General features: G+C 66.0%; 20 protein-coding genes. 5 read left to right on the forward strand and 15 right to left on the reverse strand.

From position 1 onward, the window contains the following. Positions 1 to 7: 7 nt before the first annotated feature. On the reverse strand, positions 8 to 562 hold the full coding sequence (locus tag VEC01_RS16735; protein ID WP_324902044.1) for a GNAT family protein: 555 nt from the start codon (positions 560 to 562) through the stop codon (positions 8 to 10). A 95-nt stretch (positions 563 to 657) separates the two neighbouring features. On the opposite strand from VEC01_RS16735, the gene VEC01_RS16740 reads away from it, so the two are divergent. Then, entirely contained in the window at positions 658 to 1,554 is an 897-nt protein-coding gene (locus VEC01_RS16740; RefSeq protein ID WP_324902045.1) for a LysR family transcriptional regulator, read from the forward strand. A gap of 28 nt (positions 1,555 to 1,582) precedes the next feature. Here the strand turns inward: VEC01_RS16740 and VEC01_RS16745 are convergent, their stop codons facing one another. From VEC01_RS16745 to VEC01_RS16755, 3 genes are all read right to left on the reverse strand, one after another. Then, positions 1,583 to 2,437, reverse strand: a complete 855-nt coding sequence (locus VEC01_RS16745; RefSeq protein WP_324902046.1) for a hypothetical protein — start codon at positions 2,435 to 2,437, stop codon at positions 1,583 to 1,585. Positions 2,438 to 2,498: 61 nt separating this feature from the next. After that, complete coding sequence (locus VEC01_RS16750; protein ID WP_324902047.1) at positions 2,499 to 3,077, reverse strand: YceI family protein; 579 nt, start codon at positions 3,075 to 3,077, stop codon at positions 2,499 to 2,501. Between the two features lie 13 nt (positions 3,078 to 3,090). Beyond that, the gene (locus tag VEC01_RS16755) at positions 3,091 to 3,552 is read right to left on the reverse strand and encodes a MarR family transcriptional regulator (RefSeq protein WP_324902048.1); all 462 of its coding nucleotides are present in this window, start codon (positions 3,550 to 3,552) and stop codon (positions 3,091 to 3,093) included. Positions 3,553 to 3,643: 91 nt separating this feature from the next. Between VEC01_RS16755 and VEC01_RS16760 the strand changes: the two genes are divergently transcribed. After that, positions 3,644 to 3,943, forward strand: a complete 300-nt coding sequence (locus tag VEC01_RS16760) for a hypothetical protein (RefSeq protein ID WP_324902049.1) — start codon at positions 3,644 to 3,646, stop codon at positions 3,941 to 3,943. Between the two features lie 212 nt (positions 3,944 to 4,155). Here VEC01_RS16760 and VEC01_RS16765 read toward each other — a convergent pair whose 3' ends face one another. Beyond that, positions 4,156 to 6,057: a M64 family metallopeptidase gene (locus VEC01_RS16765; protein ID WP_324902050.1), complete on the reverse strand. Its 1,902-nt coding sequence runs from the start codon at positions 6,055 to 6,057 to the stop codon at positions 4,156 to 4,158. A gap of 192 nt (positions 6,058 to 6,249) precedes the next feature. Here VEC01_RS16765 and VEC01_RS16770 point away from each other — a divergent pair, with 192 nt between their 5' ends. Continuing rightward, positions 6,250 to 6,738 (forward strand): Dps family protein, encoded by a 489-nt coding sequence (locus tag VEC01_RS16770; RefSeq protein ID WP_324902109.1) that lies wholly within the window; start codon positions 6,250 to 6,252, stop codon positions 6,736 to 6,738. 8 nt (positions 6,739 to 6,746) lie between these two features. Here the strand turns inward: VEC01_RS16770 and VEC01_RS16775 are convergent, their stop codons facing one another. Together VEC01_RS16775 and VEC01_RS16780 are read right to left on the reverse strand one after the other, a co-directional pair. After that, positions 6,747 to 6,992, reverse strand: coding sequence for a DUF2061 domain-containing protein (locus VEC01_RS16775; RefSeq protein ID WP_324902051.1), 246 nt, complete (start codon positions 6,990 to 6,992; stop codon positions 6,747 to 6,749). A gap of 103 nt (positions 6,993 to 7,095) precedes the next feature. Continuing rightward, positions 7,096 to 7,776 (reverse strand): hypothetical protein, encoded by a 681-nt coding sequence (locus VEC01_RS16780; RefSeq protein WP_324902052.1) that lies wholly within the window; start codon positions 7,774 to 7,776, stop codon positions 7,096 to 7,098. A 270-nt stretch (positions 7,777 to 8,046) separates the two neighbouring features. Between VEC01_RS16780 and VEC01_RS16785 the strand changes: the two genes are divergently transcribed. Then, positions 8,047 to 9,249, forward strand: coding sequence for an alpha/beta hydrolase (locus VEC01_RS16785; RefSeq protein ID WP_324902053.1), 1,203 nt, complete (start codon positions 8,047 to 8,049; stop codon positions 9,247 to 9,249). Positions 9,250 to 9,268: 19 nt separating this feature from the next. On the opposite strand, the gene ltaE is transcribed toward VEC01_RS16785, so the two are convergent. After that, positions 9,269 to 10,339, reverse strand: coding sequence for a low-specificity L-threonine aldolase (ltaE, locus tag VEC01_RS16790; protein ID WP_324902054.1), 1,071 nt, complete (start codon positions 10,337 to 10,339; stop codon positions 9,269 to 9,271). 194 nt (positions 10,340 to 10,533) lie between these two features. On the opposite strand from ltaE, the gene VEC01_RS16795 reads away from it, so the two are divergent. Continuing rightward, the gene (locus VEC01_RS16795; RefSeq protein ID WP_324902055.1) at positions 10,534 to 11,406 is read left to right on the forward strand and encodes a response regulator; all 873 of its coding nucleotides are present in this window, start codon (positions 10,534 to 10,536) and stop codon (positions 11,404 to 11,406) included. An 18-nt stretch (positions 11,407 to 11,424) separates the two neighbouring features. Here VEC01_RS16795 and cysK read toward each other — a convergent pair whose 3' ends face one another. From cysK to VEC01_RS16830, 7 genes are all read right to left on the reverse strand, one after another. After that, positions 11,425 to 12,357: a cysteine synthase A gene (gene cysK / locus VEC01_RS16800; RefSeq protein WP_324902056.1), complete on the reverse strand. Its 933-nt coding sequence runs from the start codon at positions 12,355 to 12,357 to the stop codon at positions 11,425 to 11,427. 45 nt (positions 12,358 to 12,402) lie between these two features. After that, a complete protein-coding gene (locus tag VEC01_RS16805) occupies positions 12,403 to 14,145 on the reverse strand; it encodes a cation:proton antiporter (RefSeq protein ID WP_324902057.1) in 1,743 nt (580 codons plus the stop codon). Between the two features lie 109 nt (positions 14,146 to 14,254). Next, on the reverse strand, positions 14,255 to 14,494 hold the full coding sequence (locus VEC01_RS16810; RefSeq protein ID WP_324902058.1) for a hypothetical protein: 240 nt from the start codon (positions 14,492 to 14,494) through the stop codon (positions 14,255 to 14,257). 12 nt (positions 14,495 to 14,506) lie between these two features. Further along, a complete protein-coding gene (locus tag VEC01_RS16815; protein WP_324902059.1) occupies positions 14,507 to 15,517 on the reverse strand; it encodes an LLM class flavin-dependent oxidoreductase in 1,011 nt (336 codons plus the stop codon). 79 nt (positions 15,518 to 15,596) lie between these two features. Continuing rightward, positions 15,597 to 16,370, reverse strand: a complete 774-nt coding sequence (locus tag VEC01_RS16820) for a TSUP family transporter (protein WP_324902060.1) — start codon at positions 16,368 to 16,370, stop codon at positions 15,597 to 15,599. Positions 16,371 to 16,456: 86 nt separating this feature from the next. Further along, positions 16,457 to 17,320, reverse strand: a complete 864-nt coding sequence (locus tag VEC01_RS16825) for an acyl-CoA thioesterase II (protein WP_324902061.1) — start codon at positions 17,318 to 17,320, stop codon at positions 16,457 to 16,459. Positions 17,321 to 17,358: 38 nt separating this feature from the next. After that, on the reverse strand, positions 17,359 to 18,930 hold the full coding sequence (locus tag VEC01_RS16830) for a class I adenylate-forming enzyme family protein (RefSeq protein WP_324902062.1): 1,572 nt from the start codon (positions 18,928 to 18,930) through the stop codon (positions 17,359 to 17,361). Positions 18,931 to 19,139 lie beyond the last annotated feature (209 nt).

Raw genomic sequence — 19,139 nt, forward strand, 5'->3', positions numbered from 1 at the left:
GGCCGCACTATGAAGGATCGGCCCGGAGGTCGCCCGGCACCAGCGAATACACCGCCGCCGCCACCGGCGTCCCCTTGATCACCAGCCGGTTGCGCGCGACGCATTCAAAGGTGGCGCCGAGCTTTTCCGCGACCGCGCGGCTGGCCCGGTTTTCTTCTGCCGCGATGATCTCCAGGCGGGTCAGCTTCAGCGTGTCGAACGCACTCTCGGCGATCGTGCGTGCCGCCCGCGTCGCAATCCCCTGGCGCTGCATCGACGGCCGTACCCAGTAGCCGATGTTTCCCATGTTGTGCGCCGGTTCGATCTGGTTGACGGCGATGCCGCCGTAAAAGATTTCGCCATCCTCGGAAAAGATGCCGACGTCGCAGGACACGCGCATCTGCAGCCGCACCGTGCACTGCGCGATCCAGGTGCGCGCATCCTTGCGGCTGTAATCCGCGCGGCACCACGGCAGCCAGCGGCCGACCGTCAGCGCCGATTCGCGCACCGCCAGCGCGAACGCATCCGCATCGCGCAGGCGCAACGGGCGTATGCAAAGGCCGCGGGCGACGATGGCTTCCATGCAGCGAGAATAGCACCGGCACGATCGCTCGACCACATTGCCGCCGCTACCCGGCCATGGCAAGATGCCTGCACGCACTTTTCCGACGTTATCCCATGGACACGCTCACCAGCATGAAGGTTTTCACCGCCGTGGTCGACACCGGCAGTTTTGCCGCCGCCGCCGACAGGCTCGACATGTCGCGTGCGATGACATCAAAATATGTTGCCCACCTGGAAGAGCATCTCGGCACCCGCCTGCTCCAGCGCACCACGCGCAGGCTGACCCTGACCGAGTCCGGCAGCGCCTACTACGAACGCTGTGTGCAGATTCTCGCCGACATCAGCGAAGCCGAGGAAGGCGCGCTGCACCTGAATGAAAACCCGCGCGGCACGCTGCGCGTGACGATGCCGGTATCCTTCGGCATCCTGCACATGGGACCGGTGGTGTCGGAGTACATGAAGCAGTATCCCGAAGTGAAGGTCGATATCCTGCTTACCGACCGCCGGGTCGACCTGCTGGAGGAAGGCCTGGACCTGGCGATCCGGATCGGCGCGCTGACGGAATCCGGGCTGGTGGCAAAGAAGCTGGCTTCCGACCGCGTCGTCATCTGCGGCGCGCCGGACTACTTCAAGCAGTACGGTACGCCGCGCACGCCGGCCGACCTCGCGCACCACAACTGCCTGCTCTATACCTACGCGGCGGCTGGCGATGAATGGAAGCTGACCGGGCCCGGCGGCGTGCACGTCGTGAAAGTGTCGGGAAGCCTGCGCGCCAGCAATGGCGATATGGTGAGGCTGGCGGCGCTCGGCGGCGTCGGCCTGATCCGCCAGCCGACCTTCCTGTGCGCCGGGGATTTGCGCGATGGACGGCTGGTGGAAGTCTTGCGCGAGTACCGCGCGGACGAGCTCGGGATCTATGCGGTCTACCCGAGCCGCAAGCATCTGCCGGCGAAGGTGCGCAGCTTCGTCGATTTTGTCGCGGCAGCCTTCGATCTGAAGAGCGAGTGGTAGGTGCGGCGCGCCGCACCTACGCTCCTTTTCAATACCCGCCCGATTCCTGCATCGTCTTGACCGCGAACGCGACGGTGGCCAGCACCGGCAGCGCGGTCAGCACGCTGGCCGTGATCCAGGACCCGGCGCCGCCGCTGCGGCCGCGCATGCGGTTGGCGGTCGCCACCAGCGGGTCGGACAGCAGGCCGCCGGCGAGCAATGCGACATACCCCGCCGACAGGCCCGCATACAGCCAGGCATTGAGCAGCAGCGTCCCGAGCAACAGCACCGCGACACCGGAAGCCGCGGGGGAGAAGGCGGCCCGCGCGCGCGGCAGGTTGAACAGCACGCAGGCGGCAAGCGCCGATGCGAGCGCGCCGGTCGCCTGGCCGAGCGCCGCGCTGGCGTCGAGCATCAGCACCAGCGCGCTGCCGCCGGCGGTCACCATCAGCAGCGGAGCGGGCGTGGGCCGGCTGATGCTCGCCTGCGCGAGCCAGGACCAGGCGCCGGTCACCAGGACAGCGGCGATGCCGGTGACCAGCACCGCCTTCGCGGCGCCAAGGCTGGCCAGCGCCGGCCAGACGATCACGGTTGCTGCCACCAGCACCATCACCAGCCGCGCGAACACGCGCGCGGCCGCGCCGGGAGCGCTTTCCGCGGCGAGCGCGCCGGCCATGCCGAACAGCGCGATATGCGGCATCCAGTCGAGCGCGGTGTGCGGCACCAGCGACCATTGCGCGTGGAAGACGGCAAAGTAGGCGGCGATGAAGGCTGCCGCCAGCGCCGCGGCGGGCGCGACGCCCGACAGCGCGCGGCGCAGCGCGAACATGACCGCCAGCGCCACGCAGAACGGCACGACGGCGCTTTGCAGCACCAGCGGAAGGAAGAGGGACGGATCGGGCATGGCGGGCTCCTGGAGGATGGGGCGGCGGGCGGCGCCGTGGGGCAGCGCCCGCGGGCAGTTCTTACTGCTTGATCGCTTCGATGTTGATGCGCAGGTCGACTTCGTCGGTTGCCGCCTTCGGCACGCCGTAGCTCATGCCGAAATCGCTGCGCTTGATGGTCGAGGTCGCGACATAGCCAGCGCGGGTTTCGCCCTTCATGCCGGGGCCGGTGCCGATGAACTTCAGCTTGAAGGTGACCGGTTTGGTCACGCCGTGCAGGCTGAGGTTGCCGGTCAGCGTGCCTTCGCCGGCGGCGTTCAGCGTCACGCCGGTGGAGGTGAAGTTCATCACCGGGAACTGGACCGCGTTGAAGAAGTCCGGGCTCTTCAGGTGCTTGTCCAGGCCTTCATGCTTGGTGTCGATGCTGTCGGTCTTGATGTCGACCTTGACCTTGCTCTTCTCCGGCGTATCGACCACGAGGTCGCCGCCGATGTCGTTGAAGCGGCCCATGAAGCGGGACACGCCGCCGGCATGGCCGACTTCGAAATACGCGACCGAGTGGGACGGATCGATCTTGTAGTTGCCTGCCGGCGCATTGGCGAAGGCGGATGCGGACAGCGCGAGGCCGGCGGCGACGAGGAGGGAGCGGGTGATGGTCATGGTTGCGGTTCCTTTAGCGAGATGCATGGTTGAAAAGTTGGCGAATGCGGCGAAGACCGGCTTCGATATGCGCGAGTTCGGCCTGATCGATGCCCTCGAACGCCTTTTGCAGGCAGGCGAAATGCGTGCTTGCCACCCGTTCGAAGGTCGCCCGGCCTTCGTCGGTCAGGTTGACGGTGCTGGAGCGGCGGTCCTGCGGCGACGTCATGCGCCGCGCCAGGCCCTTCTGTTCCAGCCGGTCCACGACGCCGGTCAGGCTGCCCTTGGTGATGGACGCCTGTTCCCCCAGCGCCTTGCACGACAGCGTCGCCTCGCCGGCCAGCGCCGACAGCACCGAAAACTGGGCCGGCGTGAGGCCCTGCTCGCGCAGCTGGCGGGTCGCAAACTGCTCGAAGGCATGCCATGCCTGCGTCATTTCGCGCGCCATGGAGGGCAGGCGCAGGCTGTTGCAGCGGGTGGCGGTGAGGTCGTTCATGCTTCGTGCGGGGACTGTTCGTGTTAGGACGAAGTCATTGTATTGCGGCCTGCGGGGGGGATAAATGGGTTGTTGGGAATGATACTGTTTCTTGGTTGTTGATAATCGGGGGCTTTGGTGTTCTCTTCGGAGATTCAATTCGGTTTGTGCTCCGTGGTGCCTTGCCGGAACTGGAGTATCCAAGCTGCTCGACCTGGCAAAGGTGCGCGGAAGCGGTGCGGTCTATTGGCGCAGCCTGACAATCCATATCGGCAACCTGCTCGCCGGCGAGCAGGCTGGAATAGAAGCGATTGGGGATGGTGTGTGGCAGGTGCATTTCGGCCCGGTCGCACTGGGCCGATTTAATGAACGCAAAGGCGGGGAACGCGGTTACCTGAACTTGAAGGTGTAACCCATGTGATTAGACTTTTTTGTTACCTGTGTGGTTGACACCTACAGGGGCGTCTTTCTGGCTTACCTTTCTGGGCGAAGTAAAAAGGTAAGTGGCCCGCCGGCGCCAGTCCCGGCAGGCCTCTACGAAGAACAGGCAGCGTTGCATCACCGGAGAGAATACGCAATAACCTCCCTATGGGTTCCCGCCTGCCCGGGAACGACACTCGGCGGCTACAGCATAAACGCCGAATCCGTCACCCCCATCAACGCCACCGCCGCCCCCGTATCCGTCGCGGTAACCGCCGCCGTCAGCGCCACATACTTCCCATAAGTCGTCGCCGCATCCCCCACATACTCGAACCCGTTCTGCACCGCCGCGTAATGCGCCAGCGCCAGCTTGTTGTCGAGCAGGTCGGCCACCTGCCCGTAGGCCGGGTCCTTCTTGAAGGTGTGGGCGGAGGCCAGGATGGTCTTGACCAGCGAGCCGCGGGTCTCGGTGCCGGAGGCGAGCGCCGAGGTCCAGTAGTTCAGGCCGGCGTCGTCCACCTCGGCGCGGCCGAGCACGTTCCGGTACACGGTCCTGACGAAGTCGGCATTGGTCATCGTCGCCGAATAGCCGGTCAGCGGCGCATACTGCGGCAGCACCGCCGCGCTATAGAAGGAATTGCCGATCTGCTCCAGCGTCTGGCCGGAACGGAAGGCGTCGATCCAGTAGCTGATGCCCGAGGCATCCGGAATGCGGTTGAAGTAGGCGACGTAGAGTTCTTCGATCGCCGTCAGGTCGGCGGCCGAAATCGTCGCAGCCTTGTCCTTCACCGTCAGGTCCAGCGAGGCGTCGCTGAACCGGATCTTTTCGATGTTGCGCAGCGCCAGCGCCGGCGCCCCGCCCTGCTCCACCAGGATGGTGCCGGTCGAAAGCCGGTTCTTGTGGGTGCCGGCGATCGCCGCGTTCCACGCCAGCGTGTCGCTGCCGGCGCCGCCGTCGATGTAGCACCCGGCAGCGCCGCTGCCGAGCGTGATCTCGTTGTCGGCGGCGGAAAGACGGTAGACGGTGCCGGCTGAATTGAGGGTCAGCTTTTGCTCCGCGGGACTGGCGACTGCCTGTGCGAGCGACTGGCTGACGCTGTCGGAAGTCGATGCGAGCCCGCTGCGCACGTAGCCGCTGCCGTCGGTCGTGCGCAGCGACACGATGCCTGACAGCGAGGATGCTCCGGCGCCGAGGTCGAGGTAGGCGCCGTCCGCGCCGCTTGCGGTCTTGCCGTCGTAGGACCAGTCGAACCGGAACATCCCGGCGTCCGGCACTTCCGCCTTCAGTATGCCGGCGACCGGCGAGCTGATGCCGGCGTAGTCACCCATCGCCTCGTAGAACTTGAGCACGAAGGCTTCCCGTTCGGGCGCGCTGAACGGCACGCCCAGCTGCAGCATCTTGGACGTCGGCGTCGCGCGCCACACGCCCTCGCTGCGGTAGTAGCCGCCTTCGTAGGTGCCGACGGTGCCAAGTTCGTCGGTGTAGCCGAGCCAGGCCGACCACGGGATGCGCGAGGTCGAATCGGTGACGTGCACGCTGCTGCGGAAGGTGGAATCGGTGAGCAGGAAGGTCGATACCAGCGACGGGTCGGCGTATTCGTCCTGCAGGCCGGCGAAGCTGTGGCCGATCTCGTGCAGCGCGACTTCGAAGCTGCTCGGGTTGCCGGCCGCCGCCCACGCGATGCCGCCGCCGGCGCCGCCGTAGACGTCGGTATTGACCAGCACGATGACCAGCTCATCGGCTTTGGACCCCACGTTCGATGCCACGTAGCTGCGCACCGCATACTCGTCGCCGTACAGCAGGCGTTCGTCGCCGCCGTAATGCGAGGCGTCGAAATAGGTGTCGACGGAAAGGCCTTGGTTCGGCCGGTCGGCGCCGGATTGCGCGGACGCGACGAACAGCGCGTTGACGTTGAAGAAATTCTTGTAGGCGGAGAAGGGATCGTTGAGCCGCTGGTCCGACGCCTCGAACATGTAATTCATCAGCCGCTCTGCGTCGGCCAGGAACTTGGCGCGCTCGTTGGCGGTGTAGCCTTCGGCAACGATGACCAGATCGACCCGCTGGCTGCTGTTTCCGGTGCTGCGTAATTGTGTGACGTCGCCCAAATCTGCTCTCCCCGCTGTTGGAAAATCGGCCACAGGAGTTGCTGGACCGACAAGCCGACAGTGTAAGGGGGAGAGTATCTTCTAGGCAATTAGTTGCATGGGAGAATTTTTAACAGGATGACTGCGATGAGCATTGATCTGCATCATTCGATGCTGCCCGGGTCGCGCGATCTAACGGTTTCCACAACCACCATGGATGGAGTCGTGACTATGGAAATCGACATTGGCATTTCCGACCAGGACCGGCGCGGCATCGTCGACGGCCTGTCCCGCCTGCTCGCCGACACGTACACGCTGTACCTGAAGACGCATAACTTTCACTGGAACGTCAGCGGGCCGATGTTCCAGACGCTGCATCTGATGTTCGAGACGCAATACACGGAGTTGGCCGATGCTGTCGACCTGATCGCCGAACGCATTCGCGCGCTCGGCAGCCCGGCGCCGGGCACGTATTCGATGTTCAGCGCGCTAACCGCGATCAAGGAGCCGGACGGCGTGCCGTCGGCGCAGGAGATGATCCGGCAGCTGGTGCGGGATCAGGAAACGGTGGTGAAGACCGCCCGCATGATGTTCAAGGCGGTTGACCAGGCCGGCGACGAGCCGACCGCCGACCTGTTGACCCAGCGCATGCAGGTGCATGAAAAGACCGCGTGGATGTTGCGGTCGTTGCTGGAGCAATAAGCAACTGCTTATGCCGCGGCGCGGTGTGGGCGCGAGGCGCGTCCCGCAACCGGCACCGGGGACCGGTGTTCGATCCGGGCGCGGATCCTCTCCCAGACGCGGTCATGCAACGGCAACAGGATCACATTGCAGACCGGTTCGAGGATCGCCGCCAGTCCGCCGAACGCGACCGACCCGGTCACCACATACATCGTCGCGAACGCGACGCCCATGTGGAGGAGAAGCTGGCTGGTGGTTCTGGCGGCGGTGACCATGGCGGTTTCCCTGTTTGCGTTTGACGATTCAAATGGTAATGATTCGCATTTTATAGAGCAAATTGATTTAAACAAGGAAATCGATAGGGATCGCCTATGCGGCTCAGAACTTGTAGCTGACGCCGATGCGCAGCACCGGGTACAGCTTGAACTTTTTCACTTCGCTCTGGAAGGCGGCGTTCTCGCGCGCAATGTCGGACGCAAACTGATTGCAGACCGCCGCCGGAGCGCTGCATCCGCTCGTGCTCAGCGAGGTCTTCGGCGAGCCCTGGAACAGCACGCCGATATCAGTCGAGAATGACCAGCCCTTTTCATCCTTCAACTGCCTGCCCCAGCCGATGCCGAGGTAGGGGGCGACCTTGTTGAAGTCGACCTTGCCGTTCACGCTGCCGATGTCCGACGCGTTGTACAGGCGGCCCTGGATCACGTACTGGCCGGCCGCATTCGGCCGCCCGCGCGCATTGATGCGGTTGGCGTTATAGGTCAGGCCGCCGGTCACGCGGAACGAGCTGCCCTGCGTCGGATACCAGTCCATCAACGCATCGTAGGTATTGGCTTTCAGGTCGAGATCGTAGGCAAGGCCGTTCGTGCTGCCCTTGTAGTTGTAGCCGAGGTAGCCGAGGCCGAGACGCACATTGACGTTGGGTGCGACCGGCACGCTCATGTGGGCGCCGACACCGGTGGTGCCGACGTGGCCGCTGATGCCGATTTCCGACTGTGATTGCGCGTGGGTCGTACAGATGAAGCCGGCGAAGAGGGCGAGCGCTGCGAGGAGTGTCTTCACGATCTGATTCCTGTCCAAAGTGCCAAGGAGAAGTAATTTCAGCAACGCAAAATTGCTCTGCGTACAGGCGCTTAGGACTTCAGATGTCTTGCCCGGTTCCATTCTTTTCCTGCGGCATGCAGAAATCGCCAACCGGGCAGGAAACATTTTCGGGAAGAAATGAAAGACGTTTAATCCTGATCAACGGTGATGTGTTTTGGCGCGGCGGGAAGCGTCGCCGCGTAGCGTCCGTGCTACCGTGCGATCGAAAGAACGATACGAGTTATGCCGATGAGAAAAAACAGCCCGGTCCATCCCGCCGACGTCCGCGCAATCGCGCGCCTCGCCACCGATGCCGTACTCGGCCTGACCGACATGGTGGAATCCATGCACGGCACGATTGCGCGCGTGCCGCTCATCGGCGCCGCCGCGCATGCCCGCACCAAAGGCGTCGCCGGCCTCGCGTACCGCTCGGTGCGCGGCATTACCCGTACCGCCGGCATGGCCGCCGATGCCGTCCTGGGCCAGATTGTCCCGCTGCTCGGCGAGCGACCGACCTCGCCGCGCCGCGAAGCGGTGCTGGCGGCGGCAAACGGCGTGCTCGGCGACTACCTGAAGGCGACCGGCAACCCGCTGGCGATCCCGATGCAGTTGCAGCCCGGCGGCCGCCTGCCCCGCTGCAAGCAGCCGGCCCTGCCCGCCCTGCTGCCCGATGCCGGCCGCCGCCTCCTGGTGCTGGTGCACGGGCTGTGCATGAACGACCTGCAGTGGGTGCGCGCCGGGCACAGCCACGGCGCCGCGCTTGCGCGCGAGCTCGGCTATACCGCGCTTTACCTGCATTACAACAGCGGCCGGCATATTTCGGTCAACGGCCGCGAGTTTGCCGAACGGCTGCAGGCGGTGGTCGCCGCGTGGCCGCAGCCGGTCGAGGAACTGGTGATCATCGGACATAGCATGGGCGGCCTGGTCGCGCGCAGTGCCTGCCACTACGGCATCGAGGCGGGGCACGACTGGCCGGCGCGGCTCGCCGGCATCGTGTTCCTCGGCACGCCGCATCACGGCGCGCCGCTGGAGCGCATCGGCAACTGGATTGAAAACGCCTTGAAAGCGCTGCCCTATGCAGCGCCGCTGGCCGGTCTCGGCATGCTGCGCAGCGCCGGCATTACCGACCTGCGCCACGGCAATCTGACCGACGAGGACTGGGACGGGGTGGACCGCTTCGCGCGCGCGCCGGACCTGCGCAGCCCGCTTGCGCTGCCGCCGCGGGCGCGCAGCTATGCGATCGCGGGGCGGCTGGGCGGCATCGGCGGCAAGGCCGGAGACGGGCTGGTGACGGTCGACAGCGCGCTCGGGCGGCACGACGAGCCGGCGCGCCGGCTCGCGTTTCCCACGTCGCACACCTGGGTCGCGGAAGGCGTCGGCCACCTCGACCTCTTGTGCAATGCGCAGGTGTATGCACGCCTGCGCGACTGGCTGGCCGCGGGCCGCCGCTAAATTGCACTCACGCCGCGCGTCAGAACGCCGCGACTGCCTCGATTGCGCGTGCCACGTCGGCGGCGTCCACATCCAGGTGCGTGACCCAGCGGATGCGCCGGATCGCACGGTCCTGCGCGCGCTGCGCGCTGCTGGTCACCTTGATGCCGCGTGCGGCGAGATGCTGCAGGAAGGCATCGGCGATGCCGGCATCGACGTCGAAGAACACGATATTGGTCTGCGCCGCATGCGCGACCGCCTTGCCTTCCAGTTTCGGATGGGACGCGACCGTTTTCGCCAGGCCCGCCGACAGCGCGGCGGCATTGGCATGATCCTCCGCCAGCCGGTGCACATGGTGCTGCAGCGCATGCAGGCCGGCGGCCGCCAGCACGCCTGCCTGCCGCATGCCGCCGCCGAGCATCTTGCGCATGCGGCGTGCCTGCTGGATGAAATCCTTCGACCCCAGCAGCAGCGAGCCGACCGGCGCGCCCAGTCCTTTCGACAGGCAGACCGACACCGAATCGTAGCCGGCGCAGATGTCGCGCGCGCATGCAACCGGGTCGCCGCCGTCCTGCTGCGCCAGCGCCACTGCCGCGTTGAACAGCCGCGCGCCGTCGATATGGCAGCGCAACCCGCGCGCCTTCGCGAGCGCGCTCACGCTTTGCATGTACGCCGCCGGCAACACCTTGCCGCCGGTGGTGTTTTCCATTACCACCAGCCGGGTCTTCGCGAAATGCGGATCGTCCGGCTTGATCGCCGCCTCAATGTCGGCCAGCGCGAGGCTGCCGTCGGACTGGTGTTCCAGCGGCTGCGGCTGGACCGAGCCGAGCACCGCCATGCCGCCCGCTTCCCAGCGGTAGGTGTGCCATTGCTGGCCGACGATCGCTTCCTCGCCGCGCTGGCAATGCGTCATCAGCGCGATCAGGTTGGTCTGGGTGCCGCTCGGCGCAAACAGCGCCGCCTCGAAGCCGAGCATCTCCGCCGCGCTCTGCTGCAGGCGGTTGACGCTCGGGTCGTCCCCGAACACGTCGTCGCCGAGCGGCGCATCGATCATTGCCTGCTTCATCGCTGCCGTCGGACGGGTCACGGTATCACTGCGAAAATCGCTCATCTCTGCCTCAACAAGAAAATCCGGATCCGCCATTATCGGCGTTTTGCGAAAACCGCGACGGCGACGGCCCGAACCCGCTCGCGAAGCGTCGTTGCAGCGTTGACACATGCTCCATAGAATGGACCGGCATCTGTTATCATTTTCGCCAATGCATCCTGCTCCGGCGGCGATTCCCTGTCATTGACTTCGCGACGATGAATACGGCAATTTCCATTGAAAACGCCTCGCCCGGCAGCCGCCGGTTCGTGCTCGAAATCCTCGGCTTCACGGAAGCGGAAAAGAGCATGCTGCATTCCACCTTCCGCCTCACCGGGCGGCGCACTTTCAGCTATGGCGAAGCGGTTGCGCCGGGCGAGCGCGCCGACATCTACCTCGTCAATGGAGACAGCGCCGACGGCATGGCGCAGTTGCGCGCGCGTGCGCCGAACGTGCATGCGCCGGCGGTCGTGATCGCAAACGCCGCGGCGGCATGCGAGTGGCCGGTGGTGCACAGGCCGATCCACTGGATGCGCCTGTTCGAGCAGCTCGACCGCCAGATGGGCGTCGCATTGCGCGAGCGCGCACGCCGCGCGCCGGCGGCCGGCCCTGCCTGGGACGGCCGCACCCGCCGCCGCGCCGCCGACAGGAACCTGCCGCCGCTGCGGCCGGTTACGCCGGTGCAGCCGCGTAACGAGTCGGTGCTGGTGGTGGACGACAGCCCGACGGTGCGCGCCTTCATGCGCACGCGGCTGGCGCCCTTTCGCTTCGATATCGACTATGCGGAGACCGGCGAGATGGCGGTAGACATGGCGCAGGCCAAGAACTACACCTGCATCTTCCTCGACATCCTGATGCCCGGCATGGACGGCTACCAGGTCTGCAAGCGGATCAAGTCCAGCGCCGCGACGAAGGATACGGCGGTAGTGATGCTGAGCAGCAAGTCGTCCGCCTTCGACAAGTTCCGCGGCAGCTGGGCCGGTTGCGACGCCTACCTCGGCAAGCCGGTCGCCGAGGATGAACTGCTGACCACGATCGCGCGCTTTCTGCCGAGCGCGCGCCGGGTCGCGCAATCGATCCTGGCGCGCTAGCGCGCACCCTGCAACGCTTTAATCCGCGAGGTTCGCGAACAGCGGCGTGCTCAGGTAGCGTTCGCCGAAGGACGGGATGATGGTCACGATCAGCTTGCCCTTGTTCTCCGGCCGGCGCGCCACCTGCGCCGCCGCCCACAGCGCGGCGCCCGACGAAATACCGACCAGCAGGCCTTCCTCGCTTGCGGCGCGGCGAGCGAAGTCGAACGCGTCTTCGTTCTTCACGCGCACCACTTCATCGTAGATCTTCGTATTCAGGATGTCCGGCACGAAGCCGGCGCCGATGCCCTGGATCGGGTGCGGACCCTTCTGCCCGCCGGACAGCACCGGGGACGCATCCGGCTCCACCGCGATGCACTGGAAGGATGGCTTGCGCGCCTTGATCACTTCACCCACGCCGGTAATGGTGCCGCCGGTGCCGATGCCCGACACCAGGATGTCGACCTTGCCGTCGGTATCGCGCCAGATTTCCTCGGCGGTCGTCTTGCGGTGGATTTCCGGATTGGCCGCGTTCTTGAACTGCTGCGGCATCAGGTAGCGCGGGTCGGACGCGACCAGTTCCTCCGCCTTCTTGATCGCGCCGGCCATGCCTTCCGGCCCCGGCGTGAGGATCAGTTCCGCGCCGTAGGCGCGCAGCAGCATGCGCCGTTCCTTGCTCATGGTTTCCGGCATCGTCAGCACGCAGCGGTAGCCGCGCGCGGCGCATACCATTGCCAGCGCGATGCCGGTATTGCCGGAGGTCGGCTCGACGATGATCGTGTCCGGCTTGATCAGCCCGGCCTGCTCCGCCGCATCGATCATCGCTACGCCGATGCGGTCCTTCACGCTATGCGCCGGGTTGTAGAACTCCAGCTTGGCGACTACCTCGGCGCCGGCCTCGGCAGCCAGCTTGCGGATCCGCACCAGCGGCGTATTGCCGATCAGTTGGGTGACATCGTTGACGATCTTCATAGGACCTCCTTTTTTTGATATGGATGGGCTTTGTCAATCTGCTATTTAACCATGCAATTCGGCGATGCGCCTGTCGCGTTCGACCTGAATCGTATGCGCCGCGCTGCCTTCGGACACGCCGAGCGACTGCAGCACGAAGGCGGACAGTTGCAGGCCGGCTTCGAGTGTTTCCGGAATGACATGGGAGGCACCGGCCTGCTTGAGCGCCTGCGCATGCTTTTCGTCGCGCGAACGCGCAAACAGCGGGACATGCGGATAGGCACGCCGGATCGCCTTGACCGCATGCAGCGCCGACGCCGGATGGTCCATCGTCAACACGATTGCCGCCGCCCGCTCCGCGTGCGCCTTTTGCAGCAGCTCCACGCGCGCGGCGTCGCCGAAATACACCGGCAGGCCGGCCGCATGCAACTTGCCCACCAGGCGCGCGTTGGTCTCGAACGCGATGTACGGCACATTCTGCGCGGACACCATCTGCGACACCAACTGCCCGACGCGGCCGAAGCCGGCGATGATCACATGGCTCGCGCTCGGTTCCACCACCGCGTCGTCCAGGCTGCCCGCCGGCCGCTCGCCGTGCCGCCCTTCCCACCACTCGCCGAACGTATGGCCGGCCTTGGCCACCATCGGCGTCGCGAACAGGCTCAGGCTGACCACCAGCATGATGAACTGGCCGATGTCCTCCGGCATGAGCCGGGAGGAAATCGCATAGCCGACCACGATGAAGGTGAATTCCCCGCCCTGCCCGAGCAGCGCCCCGCCTTCGATCGCGCGGCCCCAGTTGAAGCCGCCGATGCGCAGGATCACGCTGATCACCGCCGTCTTGATCGCAAACAGGCCGATCACCGACAGCGGCAGCCACAGCGGCGACTTCGCCACTTCGCGCACGTCGATTCCCATGCCGACCGACATGAAGAACAATCCCATCAGCAGGCCCTTGAACGGCTCGATGGTGACTTCGACTTCATGCTTGAACTCGGTTTCCGCCAGCAGCAGGCCGGCCAGGAACGCGCCGAGCGCCAGCGACAGGCCGGCCAGCTCGGTCAATGCGGCGATGCCCAGCGTGGCCAGCAGCGTAAGCGCCATGAACACGTCCGGCTGGCGCTGCTGGGTGAAGGAATGGAACAGCGGCCGGATCACGCGCCTGCCGAGCAGGTAGATCAATGCGATCGCGCCGACCGATTTGGCCAGCGTCATGCCGGCCAGTTCAAGCAGGCCGTCGCGGCTGCCGCTGGCAAGCACGCCCATCAGGATCAGCAGCGGCACCACGGCCAGGTCCTGCAGCATCAGGATCGAAAATCCGGCCTGGCCGAGCGGCGTGCCCAGGGTGCGGCGCTCGTTCATGAGCTGCATCACCACCGCGGTGGACGACAGCGACAGCACCGAGCCGAGAATGGCGGCGGCCTCCAGCGTGTTGCCGAAAGCATAGGCGATCGAGCCGATGATCGCGGCGCTGATGTACACCTGTGCGCTGCCGGCGCCGAACACCCAGCCGCGCAGCATCCACAGCTTTTCCGCCGACAGTTCCAGTCCGATCATGAACATCAGGAACAGCACGCCGAGTTCGGCCAGCGCTTCCACGCCGTCGAGCTGCGGAAAGGTGAAATACGCCAGCCACGGCACGTCATTCGCCCACAGGCCGAGTCCGAACGGGCCGATCAGCGTGCCTACGGCGAGAAAGCCCAGGATCTGGTTGACCCGCCAGCGCTGCAGCAGCGGGATCAGGATGCCGGTAAGTCCGAGAAACAGCAGGGTTTCCCGCAGATAGGGTAAGGAGTGTTGGGCTTCCACGTTACGAGTTCTGATGACGGTACAGGCGCCGGCGCCGGCGCAGGACTGCAAGTGTGTCACAGAACGTGGATGGACGGCCAGACGGTTTGGCCGCGTGTAGGACGGACACCTACTGCCTGCGCCGCTTCTTCCAGTTGTAGTCGGGCGCGGGATCGGCGACACCGGGCGGGCCGACCGAGTCCGGGTTTTCCGAGCACAGGGTGATGAAGCACACGGCGTCACCTTCGCGCTGCCGCCTGCGCAAGCTTTCCATGAATTGCATCGCACCGCTCATGTCGGCCGACGCGAACTCTTGGCTGCAGGCGCGGTTGCCGCCGTCTTCCGCCTCGGTCCAGTACACCATGTACATCGCGTTCCTCCGTCAGCTGTGCGCGAGCTGCGCCAGGATTTCATAGGAGCGCAGCCGGGCGGCGTGGTCGAAGATCATCGTGTTGACAATCAGCTCATCGGCCTGGGTGTCGTCGATGAACGCCTGCAGCCGGCGTCTGACGGTGTCGGGCGCGCCCGTGATCGAGACGCGCAGGGTGGCTTCGACCGATGCCTGTTCCAGCGGCGACCACAGGCCATCCATGCTGTCGACCGGCGGCGGCATCTGCCCGGGCAGCCCGCGGATCAGGTTCACATGCATCTGCTGGTGGGTGGTCGACAGGCGGCGCGCTTCCTCGTCGCTATCGGCGGCGAACACGTTCAGTCCGACCATCACATGCGGCTTCTGGAGCGCGTCCGACGGCTGGAAGCAGTGGCGGTACAGCGCCAGCGCCTCCTGCAGGTAGGCGGGCGAAAACTGCCCGGCGAAGGCGAAGGGCAGCCCGAGATGGCCGGCAAGCCGGGCGCTGAAGTCGCTGGAACCGAGCAGCCAGATCGGGATGGACAAGCCTTCGCCCGGCACCGCACGTACCCGGGCGGCGCCGGAATCGGTGCCGCGCGGCCGGAAATAGCCGCGCAGCTCGGCCAGCAGCTGCGGGAATTCCTCGCCGTCGGCTTGCAGGCCGCGCCGCAGTGCGCGCGCGACCAGCTGGTTCGAGCCCGGGGCGCGCCCGAGGCCGAGGTCGATTCGCCCGGGATACAGGGATTCGAGGGTGCCGAACTGTTCGGCAACCACCAGCGGCGCGTGATTGGGCAGCATGACGCCGCCGGCGCCGACGCGGATCCGCGTGGTGCCCGCCGCGACGTAGCTGATCGCCACCGCGGTCGCCGCGCTGGCGATTGCGGGCATGCCGTGATGTTCCGCCAGCCAGTAGCGATGGTAGCCCCAGCGGTCCGCATGCCGCGCCAGGTCCAGCGTGCGCTGGAATGCGTCGGCCGCGGTGCCGCCTTGCTGGATCGGCGCAAGGTCGAGGATGCTGAGCGGGATGTCCTTGAATTGTTTCATGGCGGATTTGACGTGGTGCGAGCGGATTGTAGGTTGGACAGCGTTTTCTGTCTGCCATTCCGGCCGCGGATACGGCTTGCTACAAGGCTACAAAGCCCTTTTGCCACAAATACCTGCCCAGCATCACCACGCACACGGTCACGATCATCGGCCGGATCAGCTTCGTCCCGCCGCGCACCATCGCATGCGAGCCGCTCCATGCGCCGATCACCTGGCCGGCGATCATCGCCGCGCCGGCCAGCCACAGCACCTTGCCGCCCAGGATGAACACGGTGAGCGACGCGATGTTGCTGGCGAAGTTGAGCACCTTCGCATTCGCGGTCGCGGTGACCAGGTTCTGGCCGCGCAGCGCGACGCCGGCCAGCGAAAAGAACGAACCGGTGCCTGGCCCGAACATGCCGTCGTAAAAGCCGATGCCCGGCACCACGGTGCCTTGGAACAGGCTTTTGGAGAGGCGCGGCTTGCGCTCGATGGCGCCGGCATTCGGCGCGAGCAGGAAATACAGCGCGATGCCGACCAGTACGATCGGGATCAGCAGGTCGAGGGTCTGCGCATTGACGAACTGCACCAGCAGCGTGCCGACGGCCGAACCGACCAGAGACGCGATGAACAGCGGCCGCACCTCGGGCACCCGCACCAGCCCGCGCCGGATCACCATCAGCGACGCGGTGAACGAACCGGAGCTGGCCTGGAACTTGTTCGTGGCGAGTGCCTGGATCGGCGGCACCTGCGCCAGCAGCAGCACCGGGATCGTGATCAGCCCGCCGCCGCCGGCGATCGCATCGACAAAACCGGCAATGGCCGCGGCGGCGAACAGCATCGCGAGGACTTCCGGCGACAACATGAGATCCATCTTTATCCTCTTGGGAAAAACGCAGGAGCACGATGCTAGCGGAAGCGCGCGCATCCTGCCAATGCCGATTCGGCATGCGCTATGCGCTACGCCTTCTTTTCCCGGATCCGGATCAGGCCTTCCTGCGCGACGGTCGCCACCAGTTCGCCCTTCTGGTTGTACACATACGCGAAGCACAGCCCCCGGCCGCCGGACGCATTCGGGCTTTCCATCGCAAACAGCAGCCATTCATCCATGCGGAACGGGCGGTGGAACCAGACCGTATGGTCGAGGCTGGCGATCTGCAGGCGCGGGTCGCCCATCCGGATGCCGTGCGGCTGCAGCGATGTCCACAGCAATCCGTAGTCGGACACGTAGGCGAACATGGTCTCGTGCGCCAGCGTGTCGTGCGGCAGCGCCAGCGGCGAGCGCGTCCATACCAGCTTTCCCGGCTGGCCTTTGTGGCCGCTGTAGATGTCGCCTGCATGGTCGGCGCGGAAGTCCACCGGCACCGGGCGGAACGGGCGCTTGCCGCCCTCGCTTATCTTCTTCCAGGCGGCGATGCTCGACGGCAGCGACTCCGGATCGGGGTTGGCGGGCATCGCGCGCTGGTGTTCCAGCCCCTGCTCGACCTGCTGAAACGATGCCGACATCACGAAGATGCGCCGCCCTTCCTGGTAGGCGACCACGCGCCGGGTACTGAAGCTGCCGCCGTCGCGCACGCGCTCGACTTCATAGTCGATCGGCAGCTGGTGATTGCCGGCCAGGAGGAACATCGAATGCAGCGAATGCACGCGCCGCCCCGGCACCGTCACCGCCGCCGCGTACAGCGACTGGCCCAGCACCTGGCCGCCGAACACGTTCGGGCTGCCCATGAAATGGCTCTGGCCGCGGAAGCGGTCGTCGCCGGTTTGTTCGAGCGTGAGCAGGTCGAGGATTTCCTGCGTATTGAAAAGAGTATCGTCCACCATCGTTGTATCGTTTGTTGAGAAAACAGCGGCATTGCCGCTCAAAGGGAATTCTGTGTGCTGGTCAGGATTTCACGCAGCTCGCGCTTCAGCACCTTGCCGATCGCGCTGCGTGGCAACAGCGGCGTGAGCTGCACCGACGCCAGCCGCTGCGTCTTGCCCAGCCGCGCATTGGCCCAGTCGAGCACTTCCTGCGGCTGCAATTCCACGCCCGGCTTCGGCACCACAAAGGCGACCGGCGTTTCTCCCCAGCGCTCCGAAGACACGCCGACCACCGCTGCTTCGGCCACGCCGGGATGCTGCGCCAGCACCGCTTCCAGGTCGCTCGGATAAATGTTGAAGCCGCCCGAGATGATCATGTCCTTCTTGCGGTCCATCAGCGTGAGAAAGCCGTCCTGGTCGAAGCGGCCGATGTCGCCGGTGCGGATGAAGCGCTTGCCGCTGGCGTCGCGCCATTCCGCCTCGGCCGTCTTCTGCGGCTGGTTGTGGTAGCCCGCCATCATTGCCGGCGAGTGCCCGACCACTTCGCCGAGTTCGCCCTGCGGCACCTCGCGTCCGGCGTCGTCGATCAGGCGGATGTCGTGGCCCGGCGCCGGCTGGCCGACGGTGTGCAGCTTGTCCGGATGCTCATGCGCGGCCAGCACGCAGGTGCCGCCGCCCTCGGTCATGCCGTAATACTCGATCAGCCCGCCCGGCCAGCGCTTCAAAATATCCGCCTTCAGTGCCGCGGAGAACGGCGCGCTGGTGCAGAACTTCATGCGGAACGACGACAGGTCGTAGCGACCGAAATCCTCGCGCGCCATGATGCGCTGGTACTGCACCGGCACCAGCATGGTGTGGGTGGCGCGGTGGCGTTCGGCCAGCGCCAGCCAGGCGCCGGCATCGAACCTGGCCATCATCACCACGGTGCCGCCAAGCGCGATGGTCGGGAAGAAGCACACCAGCGTCGTGTTCGAATAGAGTGGCGTGGAAACCAGGGACACTGCATCCGGGTCATAGCCGTTCACCCGGGCCCGCTGCACATGGGTCCAGCGCATCGAATGCGGCTGCACGATGCCCTTGGGCGCGCCGGTGGTGCCGGAGGAATAGATGATGTTGAACGGCCAGTCGGGCTGGATGGCGACCGGCGCCGCGCTCGTGCCGGCGGGCGCGAGCCAGCCGGAAAAGCGCGTGCCGGCGTTGCCGTCGTCGAGCGCGACCAGCGGCGCGTCGCCGGCAGCGCGGACCGCCGCCAGCGCCTGCGCCACCGCGTCGTCCACGAACAGCAGGCGCGCGCCCGCATCCCTGGCCATCGCCATCAGGCTCTCTGGGGGGGACGAGGGCGCCAGCGGCGCCACCGCGACACCCGCGCGCAGGCTGCCGAGAAACAGCGCTGCGTACGCGATCGAGGTCGCCGCGCACACCGCGATCGCCGCGCCCGGCTGCACGCCGTCGCGCTGCAGCGCCGCCGCCACCCGGTCCATCTGCGCGTCGAGTTCGGCATACGTCATGGTGACGCCGTCCTGCACCAGGGCGGCATGCGCCGGCCGCGCCTGCGCATGCAGGCGGACCAGCTGCGGGATGGTGTCGAAGCTTTGTTCGAGCACGGAATCGATGTCTGGCAAGGCGGTCATCTGGAATCGTCGGGCAGGGGCTGCGGCAAGTGGCGGGTTCAACTACGGCAACAGGACCTAATACTAGTCCAGTTTCGATTTTTTCGCGAACGGTCGTTCGATTGCGCTTCCCGGCCGCGCCGCGCTGTTGCCCGACTGACATTTTCTGCGGCTACCCGGTATTCGTGCCGGGGGCCATGGCGGTCTTCGCCGCACCGAATGCGGCAACG

Source organism: Noviherbaspirillum sp., assembly GCF_035627455.1.
Classification (GTDB): Bacteria; Pseudomonadota; Gammaproteobacteria; order Burkholderiales; family Burkholderiaceae_D; genus Noviherbaspirillum.